We start from the raw sequence: 15,146 nt of genomic DNA on the forward strand, positions 1-15,146 counted from the left end.
GGCCCTAAAGCTTCCGAAAAACAAGCCCCATCAGACCAGATCGAGAATCGCCGCCTCATCCAGATCGCCCGGCACGATGGTGATCGGTATCGGCCGCGCCCCACCGAGGCTGGCCACCCCATCGCGCATCAGGCTGGAAATCAGCGGCCCCGGATCACGACCTGATGCCGAGGCCAGCACCAGAATCTTCAGGCTGCGGTCCTCGGAAATCAGAGCTTTTATGGCCTCACGCACCGCACCGGTCTTGATGATAATCTCCGCCGGATGGCCGGATTTGACGGCAGCAATATCAGCCAGCTTCGACAACAGGCTTTCGGCGTCGGCGCGCTGTTCACGTTCGATCTCATCGCGCACACCGGCCCATTGGGTATAATCGGTTTCCGGCAAAACCCGCAGCAGAGTCACGACCCCTTTCGTCGCCCTGGCTCGCCCGCAGGCATAGGTCAGGGCCGCCTGAAATTCAGGGGAATCGTCGGCAATGATCAAAAACTTACGCACTCTGGGCTTCCTGCAACCTGTTGACCCACTCCCTGAGCACCGCATTGACAATCGTCAGCTTGGCAAAGGTCCACGACGCTTCGGCACCTTGGGTGGATTGTTCTATATCTTCTATCACCTGACGGGCCGGATCGCTAAGGGCTTTGTTGGCCTCGGCCCAGTCGCTCAGTTGCCCCGCCGGATCGGTAAGATTTGTGACGCCCGACAAAACCGCCGCGACAACGCTTTTGTGTTCCGCCAGCAGATCTTCGGTCAGACGGCGCAGGGCCATGCGATCCCACGGATCAGCGCTGAACAACTCATTCGCTCCGGCCCGCAGTCTATCAAAGCCGAACCGCTCACCGGCCAGATAATAGAGCCGCGCTACGGCCTTAAGATCAAAGCCGTGCTTTACCGCCAGATCGATAATATCCGTAGCGCTGGTGAATGAGCGCAGATAGGCGATGCGGTCAGCCAAGGCTTCATCCGCACCCGCCGCTTTCAGCCGCTCAAGCCGGCGCGTGACATTGCCGCTATCGTAAACACTGATCAGATCAGGCCCGTGGGCCAGCAATTCAGTGACACCGGCCTGATAGTCTGAGACCAGCTCATCAACCGTCTTGCCTTCCATACCGAACCGCCGCGCCAGCCAGTAGGTCTGACGGCGCAGGAACAGGGCGATTTCCTGATAAAGTGCCGTCTGGGCCGCCGCCGGGATGATATTATCCCGCGCCGACACCTGATCCCACAGGGCATTAAGGCCAAACAGCCGCCGCGCCGCCTCAAACGCCAGCACAAAGGCGCGCGCATCAACACCGGCGGATTTCATTAACCGCGCCGGGAAGCTGGCGCCCGTCATATTGACGATATCGTTGGCCAGAACAGTTGCGATGATTTCCCGTTTCAGCCGGTGTTCGTTGATCTCTGTGACATAGCCATGCAGAGCGGTCGGGAAATAATCGATCAACATCCGCTCAAAGGCCGCGTCATCTGGTGCTGATGACGCCACGATATCGTCAAACAGCACGATCTTGGCATAGGCTGTGGTCACCGCCAGTTCCGGCCGGAAAAGCCCCTGATTTTGGGCTTTACGGGCTTCGAGCACGGCATTGGACGGCAGGCCCTCGACCTTGCGATCCAGTTTCCCGCGCGCCTCTAACCCCGACATAAACATCTGAGCCGCACCATTATCGCCATAGGCGCTGGCTTCCTGCAAGGTCAGGGTCAAGGTCTGACGGTAATTATGCTGCAACACATGGCTGGCCACATCATCGGTCATGGAGGCCAGCAGCGCATCACGCTCCGGCATGGTCAACCGGCCATTCGTGACCAGAGAGCCGAGCAAGATCTTGATATTAACCTCATGGTCGGAGCAATCGACGCCGGCGGAATTATCGATGGCGTCGGTATTGAGCCGCACACCGTTTTGCGCCGCCGCGATCCGTCCGGCCTGGGTCATGCCAAGGTTGGCGCCCTCACCGATCACCTTGACGCGCAGATCGGTGGCATCGATGCGAATGGCGTCATTGGCCTTGTCGCCGACCTCAAGATGGCTCTGGGCCGGGGCTTTGATATAGGTGCCGATGCCGCCGAAATAGAGCAGTTCGGCCTCGGCCTTAAGGATGGCCTGCATCAGATCGAACGGGGAGACCGCATCGGCCTCGATCCCCAGCAGGGCCTTGATCTCCGGTGTCAGGTCGATCGACTTCAGGCCGCGCGAAAAGACACCGCCGCCCTTTGAAATCAGCGATTTATCATAGTCCTGCCAGCTTGAGCGCGGCAGGGCAAACAGCCGCTCACGCTCTGTGAAGGAGGCCGCCGCATCCGGGTTCGGGTCGATGAAAATATCGCGGTGATCAAAGGCTGCGACCAGCTTGGTCTGGCGCGACAGCAAAAGGCCATTGCCAAACACATCGCCCGACATGTCGCCCACCCCGACGACGGTAAAGGGCTCGGACTGGATATCCTTGCCCCGTTCGCGGAAGTGACGCTTAACCGCCTCCCACGCCCCGCGCGCAGTTATGCCCATCGCCTTGTGGTCGTAGCCGACACTGCCGCCCGACGCAAAGGCATCGCCCAGCCAGAAACCGTAATCGGCCGAAACGCCATTGGCGATATCGGAAAAGGTCGCCGTGCCCTTATCGGCCGCAACCACCAGATAGGGGTCAGGCTCATCCCACATGACGACCGCAACCGGATGCACAATCTCACCCTTTGGTCCGATATTGTCGGTCAGATCAAGAAGGCCCGACAGGAAGGTTTTATAGGCGCGGATGGCTTCGTTACGGACAGCGTCAGGCGTACCGCCTTTGGGCAAGGATTTGGGATAGAACCCGCCCTTCGATCCCACCGGCACGATGACCGCGTTCTTGACCTGCTGCGCCTTGACGAGGCCCAAGACCTCGGTGCGGAAATCATCCTTACGGTCAGACCAGCGCAGGCCACCGCGCGCCACCGGCCCGAAACGCAGATGCACGCCATTGACATCCGGCGACCAGACAAAGATTTCACGGAACGGCTTGGGTTCAGGCAGGTCGATCAGGTCACGGCTTTTGATTTTAAATGAGATATAGGTTTTCGGCTGGCCATCGCCATCGGTCTGATAATAGTTGGTGCGCACCATCGCCCCGATCAGGGCCGCCAGGCGGCGCAGCACGCGATCCTGCTCGAAATTGGACACGGCCTGTAATAGGGTATCGATCTTCGTTTTAGCCGCCCCAACCTCGCTCTGACGGATCGCGACATCACCGCCGCCATCTGGGGCAAATTTCAGCTCAAAATAGCGCCACAGGGCTTCGGTCACGTCACGGTTTTCGCGCAGGGCTTGCTGCTGCACGTCTTGCGAGGGATCAAGGCCCGATTGCTGACGATAGAGGCACAAAGCCCGCAGCAAAGCCGTCTGGCGCCAGTCCGCACCGGTGACCAGAAGGGCGTTAAAGCCGTCGTTTTCGGTCAGCCCCTGCCACAGGGCCAGCGCGCCCTGCTCAAAGCGCTGTTTGAACCCGGCAAAATCGCTGATCCTGGTCGGTGAGTGGACAATAAATTCGCGCACCCAGAAATAGGTTTTGCCATCACCGTCACCCACGATGATTTCGCTACCGTCTTCCTCAAGGGTTTTCAGGCCCATATTGTCGAGGATCGGCAAAATATCGGCCAAAGCGATCGGGGTGCGGGCGCGCTGATAGAGCTTAAACGCAAACTGGGTTTCCGAATCCTCCAGCCGCTGATAGGCGCGCAAATTGAGCGGCGATGGCGCCTCCAGCCGCGACAAATACCAGATATCTTTGACCGCTTCATAGGCGTCATAGCGTTCCTGATAGCCCGCCGGTAAGGCCCGTGCCCAACTGTGCCAGCGGATGTCACCGGGAAACGCCTCAAGACCCAGTATAGTCTGGGGATCGCCCTCATGGATCAGGGCCTCGACCTTTTGTGGCCAGGCCCGCGTCAGGTTTTCAATATCCGATTCCAGATCGGCCACCGATGGGTCGAAATGATCGCCGGGATTTACACCTATAATGTAATGCAGACACGACAGAAGAGTATCAGCTACATACGGATAGACCGCTGACACCCGACCCATAAAGGCATCCGCCAGACGCGCGCCTATGCGGCCATGCAGCGACACCTGATAGAGTTCGCGCGGAATATAGACCAATACGGAAATAAATCGATCAAACGGGTCGGTGCGGGTAAAGACCCGCACTCTGGGCCGATCAGACAGATGCAATATGCCGCGTGCAATGCGCAGCAAATCGGCGGCTTCCATCTGGAACAGTTCATCGCGCGGATAAGTCTCGATAATGTTTCTCAGGCGCTTATCGGCATAGCCGCCATTATTGAACCCGATGACCTTGGATTCACTTAAGACATAGTCTGCCTTCTTGCGGATCAGCGGCACCTCAAACGCCGGACGGTCATAGGCTTCGGATGTAAACAACCCGACAAAGCGAATTTCACCCGACGGCTGGCCATCCGCGCCGTAACGCTTGATGCCGATATAGTCCATGTAAACCCGCCGGTGGACGCGGGCTTTGATATTGGCCTTTGCGACCGTTACCGGCTCTGAGTTTTCAAGCTGATTGAGGATTTGCGCGTTGAGCACCGCAGGCTCAGATGATCGGCGCAGGATCGGGCGATCCGCATCGCGCAATATGCCGTAACCATCCTGAAGCAGGTTAAGCGGCCCTTCCTGCGTATAGCCGCCGTCGGCATCACGCGGATAGACATAGCCTTTGGCACCCAGAAACACAAAATGGTTGTTCTGAACCCAGCGCAGGAAGGCCAGATTTTCCTCCAGTGTCGCCGGATCAAGGGTCAGTGTCTGATGGGTTTTGAGCGCTTCGAGCGCGCTGATTTCCTGCGCCAGCAGTTTCAGCATACGCGGAAAATCGAGTACCGCCAGACGCAGGTCATTTAACGTTTTTTCGACCCCCTCCAGAATACGGACGTGTACCTCAACCGGCTGGCGCTCAATGAACACCATGATCATGGATTCTTTGGAGGCGCCGTCATCACTGCGCCGGCCCTCGCTGTCACGGCCTACGGATACAACGGGATGGAACATGGAACGGATAGATACGCCCTGATCGATCAGTTCCCCCATCAGGCTTTCGACTATAAACGGGGCATCGGATTGGATAATGCTCAATATATCGTAGACATGCGAACGGCCTGGGCCCGCAGGGGAGGGTGTCAAAGACTTAACCACCTGATTGCCGCCCAGGCGAACATTGCCCAGCGCCCAGAAATCAGCGATGACGCGACCGAGATCGCTCAGCGCTATATCCGGCAATTCTTCCGGTTCATAATCTTCGATAATCTGGCGGATAAAACTCAACTGTGCGGGCGATAAATCGTCAGCACCCGTCATTTCCAGCGCCTTGGCAAAACTGTCCGCCAGAGTCTTAAGATTAGGGGTATTAAGTTTTGCGGCGTCCTGAAGGCGGGGCGTATTGTCGTCCATAGGCTCATCTACCCTTATCTGGCCCGGCCTGAGCGGCCGGTTGTCTTTGTAAGATCACGGCGTTTGGGGCGGGATGATGAGCCAATTTGCTTAACAAAACAATCTCCGGCCAGTCTATCAAAATGAAAAGCCGCCAGCCCTTATTCAGAGCTGACGGCTTGTTTGAAAGCGCCTCTATGGGGGAAAGGGGCCTTCAAATTTAAGATCGCCCAAGCTTAAGGGGGAAGTCGTCAGGGCGATCATCAAAGCCTTTCGGGGGACGAAAAGCTTATGATGAAAGGGTACCACAAAAGGGGAATTGCACCATATTGGCTCGCATCACAGTTGTGTGAGTCCCGCCACCCAAAAAACCGCGATAATCCTAAAATTATCTTGAATATCACCCCCTTAAGGCCATAGGGTTTGCAGGCGCGATATTGCACAAAAACGTGAAGGGTTAAGGATCATGGCGGACACAACTGGCGTTCTGGTCGGATATTCACAGTCGCCGACCTCTGGCGGTGCCCAAACCCTTCTTTTCAATCGCGCCAACCGCCACGGTATTGTGGCGGGCGCTACGGGTACGGGCAAGACTGTGACCCTGCAAATTCTGGCGCAAGCTTTTTCCGATGCCGGTGTGCCGGTCTTCGCCGCTGACATTAAAGGCGATCTGTCGGGTGTCGCCGTCGCCGGCAGCCCTAACGAAAAGCTGCTTGAGCGCGCCAAACTGATGAATCTTGATCTGGCGCCCAAGGCCGCACCCGTCATTTTCTGGGATATCTTCGGTGAAAAAGGCCACCCGATCCGGGCGACGATTTCCGAGATGGGGCCGCTTTTGTTATCGCGCCTGTTTGAACTGAACGATGTGCAGGAAGGGGTTTTGAACATCGCCTTCCACGTGGCCGACAAGGAAGGGCTGCTGCTGCTCGATCTGGCCGATCTGCGCGCCCTGCTCAACCATGTGGCTGAGAATGCCAAAGAGATTTCCGCCACCTACGGTCAGGTATCAGCGACCTCAATCGGCGCCATTCAGCGTCAGTTGCTGACACTGGAAACCCAAGGGGGTACGAAATTCTTTGGCGAACCGGCGCTGCGGCTGGAAGACCTGATGCGCACGGATTTATCGGGCAAGGGCTACATCAATATTCTGTGTGCGGACAAACTGATCGGCTCACCCCGCCTCTATTCGACGTTTCTGCTGTGGCTGTTGTCGGAACTGTTTGAGGAGTTGCCTGAAATCGGCGATCCCGAAAAGCCGCGCATGGTGTTTTTCTTCGACGAAGCCCACCTGTTGTTCAACGAAGCGCCCAAGTCCCTGCTGGAAAAGATTGAGCAGGTCGTGCGCCTGATCCGCTCCAAAGGGGTCGGCATCTATTTCGTCACGCAAAATCCCGCCGATGTGCCGGATTCGGTTTTGGCTCAGCTTGGCAACCGCATTCAGCACGCCCTGCGCGCCTATACCCCGTCCGAGCAAAAGGGCCTGAAAGCGGCTGCCAATTCGTTCCGTGCCAATCCGGAGTTTGATACCATTGAGACCATTCAAGGCTTAGGCGTCGGTGAGGCGCTGGTGTCGCTGCTGGATGAAAAAGGCCGCCCGACGGTAACCGCCCACGCCCTGATCCGCCCTCCGGCCTCGCGTTTGGGGGCGGCCACGGAGGCTGAACGTCAGGCTGTGTTTGCCAAGTCTCCGGTCGGGGGCGTCTATGATGAAGCCAAAGACCGCGAATCTGCGTTTGAGATTTTGTCCAAGCGCAAACAGGTCGAAGTGGTCGAACAAGAAACGGTCACCCTCACCAAAACCACCGTCAAAGAACCGGCTCGTAAAGCTTCATCGACCGAAAAAGCCGTCACGTCGGTTGCGGTCTCGGTCATCCGCACCATCGGTGTTACCCTTGGGCGTGAGTTAGTGCGCGGGCTGTTGGGATCGATGAAGAAGCCAACCAAGCGGCGGTAAATCTCCTACCCATCGCTTTGCGACAGGGAGGAGGGTGACTCCTCGTAATGGGTCAAGGGGGCTTGCCCCCTTGTTTTAGTGCCCTAACGCTTCGCTGTTTGAGGGCGGTGGCGTTATCTTAGGAATTTCAGATTATAGTACCGGTCATGTTGCACCCGGTTCTGGCCCTGATTGCGTGGACGATGCTGATGCTGGTTTGGCTTTATGCCGCCCGCATAACGGCCTTGTTTGCGCTCAAAGTCGATCCACAACGCCTGAGCGATAAGCGGCTTTTAGGCCAACTGCCGCCCTATGCCCGTGACCCTGCCGATAATTATGCCAACCTGCTGGAGCAGCCGGTGCTGTTCTATGCCCTGAGCAGCGTCATTCACCTCAGCGGCTGGGGTGATCGCCTGTTTATAACCTTGGCCTGGATCTATGTCGGCCTGCGCATTGTCCATTCGCTAATACAGGCCCTGCATAACATCGTCATTTTGCGCTTTTGCGTGTTTTTGTGCGCCACCGGCATATTGAGCTATATGTTGATACGGACCGTACGCGTGACGCTGAATTTTTAAGGCTGCAATGATCATGTTTGGCGAAGACCTAGACAAAATGCTTGAGCTTGCCAAGAAAGCGAAGGCTGAAAAAGGTTGGGGTGGTTTCGCCGATTACCTAGAACAACATGGAGCCGGTGTTCGCAAGAGGGCGCTAGAAAGCCTGAATCTTTTTTTAAATGATGCGGTTTTATGGCCTTTAGAAGAGAGACTTCGATTCACGCTTTGGCTACTTGACTCAATAGATATAGAAGCTCTGGTTCAGCCACTAAAACTGCGTCTTGTCATTCCTACTATAAGGGAATGGGAGAGTTTAAATCCATTATCACCTGAGCCTCCACTATGGCTCGGCCTTCTGCACTGCGATAAGCCTGAAAATCACATTCGAAGGGCGCTGGAGCTTGATCCCAAGTGTGAAAAAGCAAGAGAAATTTTGTGTCAATGGATCATCGCAGACATCAGCTATAACCAACACGAACTGCCAGCCTTTTATATCCACGACCCACGAGTGGATCTGGCCGACTTAGCTGAGGCAGAAGCACTCTGCTTAAGCTACGAGCATAAAGCTTGGGTTGAACACATGCTTTCTGAGATTATGCAACAGCGCGCATTAGCAGAAGAATGGTTGGAAAACCACCCTAGACTAGGAGACTTCGCATCATACTAGATTGGTGATGCCTATTAAGGCCTTGACACAATCCGCCACATCTTAAGCTTATGTTTGACCCGACCCGCTTCGGTGCCGGCGCGGGTGCCGTGGCCCATATAGAGATCCGCGCGGATTTTACCCTTAATGGCCCCACCGGTATCGAGGGCTGACACCATGCGTTGATATTGCGGGAAAGCGTCCTTTAACGCGCCCGCATTGGCATCAATCCAGTACAGATCACCATACTGATGATGGGCCGGATCAACCGCAATCGCTGATCCGCCCGGCAGAGGTACGCCCGCCGCACCCAAGGGATCATGAGGGTCTTCGATCTTGAAAAACGCATAACGCGGATTGAGATTCATCGTCTCCTGAGCTACCGGTCCGCGATTGGCCGCCAGCCAGGCGCGAATATTATCACCGGAGGATTTGTCTTTTTCCAGTATGCCGCGTTCGACCATCGGCTTGGCTATGCCGACAAACGGGTGACCATTATCTGCGGCATAGGCGGCCAGAAACTTAGACCCATCCGGCAGTTCCAGATAGCCCGACCCCTGAAGCTGCATAAAGAAATAGTCTTCGGGCCGCATATAGAGCGGAGTATCAGCGGGCTGGGCTTCGATCTCAGCGCGGGTGTAATAGGGGACATACTGGCCATCGACCACGCGCGCCGCAACTTTGGTCGCAGTCTGTGGGGGGAACATCTGATCACCACGCACGACCACCAGATCAGCAGGCTTCAACCGTACAGGCTGCGAAAATTCAGCATTAGGCAGACTGAGCGCCTCATATTCCGGCACGAAATAGGCCGTCAGCAACCCCTCGCCGTCCAAGACTTCAACGACGAAATTGACCTCGAAAAAGGCTTTGATATCAGCAGGATCGGCAAAATCGGTGTGGCTTAGCTTATCACACACCACCTTGTAATGCCTGCCTTTTTTATAGGCGCATGTCCCGCGCAGGGCTTCAAACGCCACAAAAGAATCCGACAGCCCCCATCCGGGCAGGCTGCTCAGGGGCTTAAAGGACGAAGGCGGTTCGGGAACCGGAGCTGGTTGCGGTGTTACCGGCGACACAGGGGTTGGTGTTACAGATTTAGGAGTTTGCGCGCACGCCGCCACCATTGCCGACAGCGCAAGGCCCGTTAATAGCTTTAGCCTCACGCCTTGGCCGCCTCTACCTTGGCCAACAGCCACGGATTATTGCCGGATTTCAGGTTTTTCTGGAACGTCCAGTATTCGGCCGTGCGCTTGTGGGTTTTCTTCGCTTCAACTGGCACAGGCAGAACATCAGTTTCAGGCACGGCGGGCTCCGCAGGCTTTAGCGTCTCGGTCTGATAGAGCAGTTCCGACAGGAACCGCACCCGGATATGAGCAAAGTCATCCTTGAAATCGATCAGTTCCATGTCGACCTTGGGGCCATCGACAAAGGTGACCGATTCCTTGGGGGCGGACGGATCGCGGTTCTGCACGGCTTTTGAGAACACATTATAGACATTATCCGCCAGACGATCCTTCACCGGCTCGACATCACCCTTGGTGAAGGCTACGACCACGCCTTCATAGGTTTCGCGGGCCTTTTCGATAAAGTTAATCTCATTAAACTGCGGGTCGCGGGCCTTAAGCGCCTCCAGATTTGGGAACTTCGGCGCTTCGGGCTTTTTTTCGACGCGTACGGGCCCATCAGAGTCTTCGCCTACACGGGGAGCGGGCTTGTCTTCGACCTTGAAGCCCACGCGACGGCCTAAGACATTATAAAGCTGGAACAAAACCACTACGGCTATGACCGCAAATATAACCAGTTCGACCGACATCCCTGTTAACTCTCTTACATTGCGTGCGTGATTTACCATCTATATAGGGAAAGTTTAACGAAACGGAACCTTCCAGTTCGATTGCTTATTGTTTTCTTGCGTGATAGCAGCGTTTTTACACTGTTTGTCGTGATATTATTGCCGAAAAACCCCAGGAAAGTATACTGGCACTTTTCGGCATATCACTTTAAAGCGCGGGTTGCTGCACCCTTGCGCCCATAGCCGGAGTTGTTTTGTTATGACTGATACCGTGGCCCCTGAAGCCAACACCCAAAACGGGGCCCAGGCCGATGGCCTCACCCCCCTGCCCGCTAACATGCAGGTTCTGGCCCAGTTCATCCGCGATTTTTCGTTCGAAAATCCGCGCGCACCACAGTCGCTGCGCATGGATGTCCGCCCCGAAGTCGATATGGGCGTCGAAATGAACGCCAAGGGTCGCCCTGACGGCCTGTTTGAGGTTGATCTTAAACTGTCGGTCAAGGCCACTAACCCCGAAGGCCCGGTGTTCAATATCGAGCTTGTTTATGGCGGTCTGTTCCAACTGGCTAACGTCCCGCAAAACATGGTTGAACCCACCCTGCTGGTCGAATGCCCGCGCTACCTGTTCCCGTTTGCGCGCCGCATCATTGCTGATGTGACCGCCGATGGCGGCTTCTTCCCGCCATTTATGGTCGAGCCGATCGATTTCGGCACGCTCTATATGTCGCAAAAAGCCGCTGGCTCCATCGGTGAAACCGCCGGTCAGGCGTAAAGTCTGTCACTTAAAAGTTGCCCTCCGGGTACTTTTAAGTGGATTTAAATGGTCGCCTCTGATCTCGAAGCAGTTCTTCGATCAGGGGCGGCTTTTTTATTAGTAGTTGGTATCTGTGGGCCAGAGCGCCTTATCTTTCAGATATTTGGCGATAAAAGCCTTGTGGGCCTCGGCTTCTTCGGGATGAATGCGCGGTGGCAAGGGCTTTGCGCGCACACCATAAGGTTTGGCGACAAATTTACCGCCGTCCTCACCAAAGTCACTGGCCATAGCCAGATCAAGGCCGCGCTCCTTGCCGCCCATCAGCTCAAGATAGACTGTGGCCAGCAAACGGGCATCGAGCAGAGCGCCGTGTTTATCGCGTTCAATCAGAGAGATATTATAGCGCTTACACAGGGCATCCAGCGAATTGGCCATGCCGGGAAAGACATTACGCGCCACCTCCAGCGTATCCAGCCATTGCGTGGATGGCAGAGGCGCACGATTTATCCGCTCCAGCTCCATATTGATAAAGTTACGGTCAAAGCTGGCATTATGGGCAATGATGCGGCTATCGCCCACAAACTCCAGAAACTCATCGGCAATAGCTGAAAACTTAGGCTTTCCCGCCACCATTTCGTTGGTTATGCCGTGAATACGAGTGGCATCGGCTTCGATTATGCGCTCAGGATCGACATAGCGGTGAAAGGTGCGCCCGGTCGGCAGCAGGTCTTCGAGTTCAACGCAGCCCAGTTCGATCAGGCGGTGCCCGCCGCGGTGGTCAATGCCGGTGGTTTCGGTATCAAAAACGATTTCTCTGGCCATGGGTTTCTATCGGCCGGTTTGATCTGATTTGTCTATACTGCCGGACAGTAATTTTTGATGCAGGCTCACCACGTCAGTACGAGTGGCCTCAAGCGGTTGATCCGTCAGGATCAGAAAATCGGCGCGCTTGCGCTTTTCCGCATCGCTGATCTGGCGCGACAATATGTCATTGAACTTGGCCTCGGTCATGCCGGGTCGGGCCAAGACGCGCGCCTTCTGAACTTCAGGCGGTGCGCTAACCACCAGAACATAGTCGAGGTTTTTCTCGGAACCGGTCTCATAGAGCAGAGGGATATCAGCGATCACCAGCGCCTCATCCCTGTGGGTTTCCATAAAGGCTGCGCGATCTTCGCGCACCAGAGGGTGCACAATGGCGTCCAGCACCGCAAATTTTGACGGATCGGCTTTCAGGATCTCCGACAGACGGGCGCGGTCAATGCTGTTGTCGGTCAGGATCACCCCAAACGCCGCGCATAGCTTGTCTTTCAGGGACTGTGATGTCGCATAAAGCCGATGGACGACCTCATCGGCATCCCAGACCGGCACGCCCAGATCAGCAAACATCTTTGCGACCGTCGATTTGCCCATGCCGATTGAGCCGGTCAGGCCCAGCCTTATTACAGGCTTTTTGGTCACATAACCTCTCCCAGATAGCGCAGGGCCAGATCGCGGATATCAAACTCAACGGGCGGTGCCACGCCATAAAACGCTTCAAACGACGGCCGCGCCTGTTCGATCAGCATGTTCAGGCCATCGACCAGCTTAAGCCCCCTCGCCTCCGCGGCCTGTAGCCAGGCGGTCTTCAACGGCCGATAGGTCATGTCCATCGCGGTCGCCGTATCGGGTGCCTTATCAAACAAGGGTAATGGCCCGCCGGACGCAGCATTGATGATCGCGCTCACCCCGTCAAATGCCCGGTCGATCTGGGTGACATCATAGGCCGACACGCCGTCCTTAAACGCAAACACCAGTTCTTCGGCGCGGGCAATGGTGCGGTTGACGATGCGCACATCGGTGCACCCCTTGGCCAACAGGGCGGCAATGACCGCGCGCGCCGCACCCCCTGCCCCCATAATGGCCACCGGCTTTGTCAAATCGCAATCCGGCGATTGCAGCTCAAACGCCCGGATCAGGCCAAAGCCATCGGTGGAATCGGCATGGACATGGCCTTCATCATCAAAGGTCAGCAGATTGGCCGATCCACAGGCCAGCGCGATATCGGAATAGCTGTCGGCCAGTTTCAGCGCGATTTCCTTAAACGGTGCCGTGACATTCAGCCCCTTAATACCGTTGGTACGGCACGACAGGATAAGGCGTTCAAAGCCGTGCTCGTCCTTTGGATTAAACGGCGCATAGACCCCATTGAGGCGCAATTCACGCAACCAGGCATTATGCAGAAACGGGCTTAAAGACTGATGGATCGGCTGGCCAACCACGCCGGCCACTTTGGCTGCCCCTGTGGGTAAGGTCTCAATCATAATGCAATGACCTCCAGATGACGCAATTGGTTCAGCAGTGGCAGCATGGGCAGGCCCAGAATTGTAAAATAATCGCCGCGAATGTCATCAAACAGTTGCAGGCCCAGCCCTTCGAGCTGGTAACAGCCGACACTTTTCAACACCTCTTCGCCAGCTTGCGCCAGATAGGTGTCGATAAAGGCATCATTCAGACGGCGTACGCTCAGCTCCGCCGTGCCGACATGGGACCACACAATCTGCCCGCCCTGCGCCAGAGCAACAGCCGAATGAAGATAATGGGTCTGACCGCTAAAACGCTTCAATAGTGTCTTAGCCTGATCAAAATTATCTGATTTGCTGATCAGGTCTCGTTCGATTTCAACCACCGAATCCGCACCGATCACCAAGCCATCGTGACGCAAGGATATGTGGATCGCCTTTTCCTGCGCCAGTTTCAACGCCACCGATTTCGGGCTATGTGCGCGCGCCAGATACTCATCCTTAATCGCCTCTTCGTCGATATGGGCGGGGATGATGTCAAAGCTTAAACCGGCATTGGTCAGCAAGGTGGCGCGTATTTTAGAGCCGGAGGCAAGGATTAAGGTCATAAAGTAAGGCCTTTTTGCAGGGGGCTAGCCCCCTGCACCCGTAACTTGGTGTTGTATCGGCTAACCAGATTAGCCCTGACTATAGTTTCGGGGTGCAGGGGACAAGTCCCCTGCTTAAATCCCGCCTAAACGACCTGTGCGTTTCTCGTTCAACAAACTAATTATCGCGGCTGAGGTTTCTTCGATACTGCGACGGGTGACATCGATCACCGGCCACTCTTTACGCTCAAAAAACCGGCGGGCGGCGATGATCTCATTTCGGACGGCCTCGGTATCAGTATAGGTCGACGGCCGGTCGTCATTGTTGAGCGACAGCAGCCGGTTTTTGCGGATCGAAATCAGCCGCTCCGGTGAGGCAATCAGGCCAACAATCAAGGGTTCGGTCAGATTATCGATTTCTTCGGGCAGGGGCCGGCCCGGCACCAGCGGAATATTAGCCGCCTTGATGCCGCGGTGAGCCAGATAGATGCAGGTTGGTGTCTTTGAGGTACGCGATACCCCGACCAGAATGACCTCAGCCTGAGCCAGACGGTCGGCCAGAGCGCCGTCATCATGAGCGATGGCATAGTTCAAGGCTTCGATACGCTCGAAATACTCATTATCAAGATTATGCTGAGCACCGATCCGCTTGGAGACCGCCGCCCCCAGATAGCGCGAAAACGCCACCACCATCGGATCAAGTACACCAATCGCCGGAATATCCAATTCCCGGCAGCGGATTTCCAGATTGGTGCGCAATTCAGAATCCACAATCGTATGCAGCACAATGCCCGGAAAGCTTTCGATCTCGACCAGCGCCCTATCAAGCTGCTTCGGTGAACGGATCAGCACATAGATATGTTCAATCGGTAAAATGCCTTCAAAACGGGCCGCAGCCGCCTTAGCCAGAGCGTTAAGCGTTTCGCCTGTGGAATCCGAGACCAGATGGACATGAAAATAGGTGCCTATCTTAGAGGATAAGGTTTTCAGGCTGTCCGAGGTCATAAGATCAGGCTTTCAAAAATATATCTGTGTACCGAATTTGGGGAAAACCCGCGTATAAGTTCGTGCGTAATTCCCCCGTCAAGTCAAGCGCCACTCACCTCCCCTCTGATTGGGGAAAAGGATTAAGATATCCTGCAAGCGCCCTCTGATTTTCCCCAATCCTGCGATCTG

The 15,146-nt window shown here is 55.7% G+C and carries 13 protein-coding genes; 4 read left to right on the forward strand and 9 right to left on the reverse strand.

Going from position 1 to position 15,146, the window contains the following annotated elements; all coding sequences use genetic code 11:
• Window positions 1–30: 30 nt before the first annotated feature.
• A complete protein-coding gene (locus PQU98_RS11555) occupies window positions 31–498 on the reverse strand; it encodes a universal stress protein (RefSeq protein WP_272745095.1) in 468 nt (155 codons plus the stop codon).
• Window positions 491–5,440: an NAD-glutamate dehydrogenase gene (locus PQU98_RS11560; RefSeq protein WP_272745096.1), complete on the reverse strand. Its 4,950-nt coding sequence runs from the start codon at window positions 5,438–5,440 to the stop codon at window positions 491–493. Before PQU98_RS11560 ends, PQU98_RS11555 begins: the two co-directional genes overlap by 8 nt.
• Window positions 5,441–5,885: 445 nt before the next feature.
• Between PQU98_RS11560 and PQU98_RS11565 the strand changes: the two genes are divergently transcribed.
• From PQU98_RS11565 to PQU98_RS11575, 3 genes are all read left to right on the forward strand, one after another.
• Window positions 5,886–7,373 carry a helicase HerA-like domain-containing protein gene (locus PQU98_RS11565; protein ID WP_272745097.1) on the forward strand — a complete coding sequence of 496 codons (1,488 nt, stop codon included), beginning with the start codon at window positions 5,886–5,888 and terminating at the stop codon, window positions 7,371–7,373.
• Between the two features lie 146 nt (window positions 7,374–7,519).
• Complete coding sequence (locus PQU98_RS11570; RefSeq protein WP_272745098.1) at window positions 7,520–7,930, forward strand: MAPEG family protein; 411 nt, start codon at window positions 7,520–7,522, stop codon at window positions 7,928–7,930.
• A 13-nt stretch (window positions 7,931–7,943) separates the two neighbouring features.
• Window positions 7,944–8,576 (forward strand): hypothetical protein, encoded by a 633-nt coding sequence (locus PQU98_RS11575; protein ID WP_272745099.1) that lies wholly within the window; start codon window positions 7,944–7,946, stop codon window positions 8,574–8,576.
• Between the two features lie 14 nt (window positions 8,577–8,590).
• Here PQU98_RS11575 and PQU98_RS11580 read toward each other — a convergent pair whose 3' ends face one another.
• Both PQU98_RS11580 and PQU98_RS11585 read right to left on the reverse strand, forming a co-directional pair.
• Window positions 8,591–9,721: an MltA domain-containing protein gene (locus PQU98_RS11580; RefSeq protein WP_272745100.1), complete on the reverse strand. Its 1,131-nt coding sequence runs from the start codon at window positions 9,719–9,721 to the stop codon at window positions 8,591–8,593.
• A complete protein-coding gene (locus tag PQU98_RS11585; protein ID WP_272745101.1) occupies window positions 9,718–10,371 on the reverse strand; it encodes a Tim44/TimA family putative adaptor protein in 654 nt (217 codons plus the stop codon). Before PQU98_RS11585 ends, PQU98_RS11580 begins: the two co-directional genes overlap by 4 nt.
• Before the next feature lie 238 nt (window positions 10,372–10,609).
• Between PQU98_RS11585 and secB the strand changes: the two genes are divergently transcribed.
• Complete coding sequence (gene secB / locus PQU98_RS11590; protein WP_272745102.1) at window positions 10,610–11,122, forward strand: protein-export chaperone SecB; 513 nt, start codon at window positions 10,610–10,612, stop codon at window positions 11,120–11,122.
• A 99-nt stretch (window positions 11,123–11,221) separates the two neighbouring features.
• Here the strand turns inward: secB and dnaQ are convergent, their stop codons facing one another.
• The 5 genes from dnaQ to PQU98_RS11615 form a co-directional block, all read right to left on the reverse strand.
• Window positions 11,222–11,926, reverse strand: a complete 705-nt coding sequence (gene dnaQ, locus PQU98_RS11595; protein WP_272745103.1) for a DNA polymerase III subunit epsilon — start codon at window positions 11,924–11,926, stop codon at window positions 11,222–11,224.
• Window positions 11,927–11,932: 6 nt separating this feature from the next.
• A complete protein-coding gene (gene coaE, locus PQU98_RS11600; RefSeq protein ID WP_272745104.1) occupies window positions 11,933–12,562 on the reverse strand; it encodes a dephospho-CoA kinase in 630 nt (209 codons plus the stop codon).
• Complete coding sequence (locus PQU98_RS11605) at window positions 12,559–13,404, reverse strand: shikimate dehydrogenase family protein (protein WP_272745105.1); 846 nt, start codon at window positions 13,402–13,404, stop codon at window positions 12,559–12,561. Before PQU98_RS11605 ends, coaE begins: the two co-directional genes overlap by 4 nt.
• Window positions 13,401–13,991, reverse strand: a complete 591-nt coding sequence (locus PQU98_RS11610; RefSeq protein WP_272745106.1) for a Maf family protein — start codon at window positions 13,989–13,991, stop codon at window positions 13,401–13,403. The genes PQU98_RS11605 and PQU98_RS11610 overlap by 4 nt, the downstream gene beginning before the upstream one ends.
• Before the next feature lie 114 nt (window positions 13,992–14,105).
• On the reverse strand, window positions 14,106–14,975 hold the full coding sequence (locus PQU98_RS11615; RefSeq protein ID WP_272745107.1) for a pyruvate, water dikinase regulatory protein: 870 nt from the start codon (window positions 14,973–14,975) through the stop codon (window positions 14,106–14,108).
• Window positions 14,976–15,146: the final 171 nt, after the last annotated feature.

The organism is Asticcacaulis machinosus (assembly GCF_028550435.1).
GTDB lineage: Bacteria > Pseudomonadota > Alphaproteobacteria > Caulobacterales > Caulobacteraceae > Asticcacaulis > Asticcacaulis machinosus.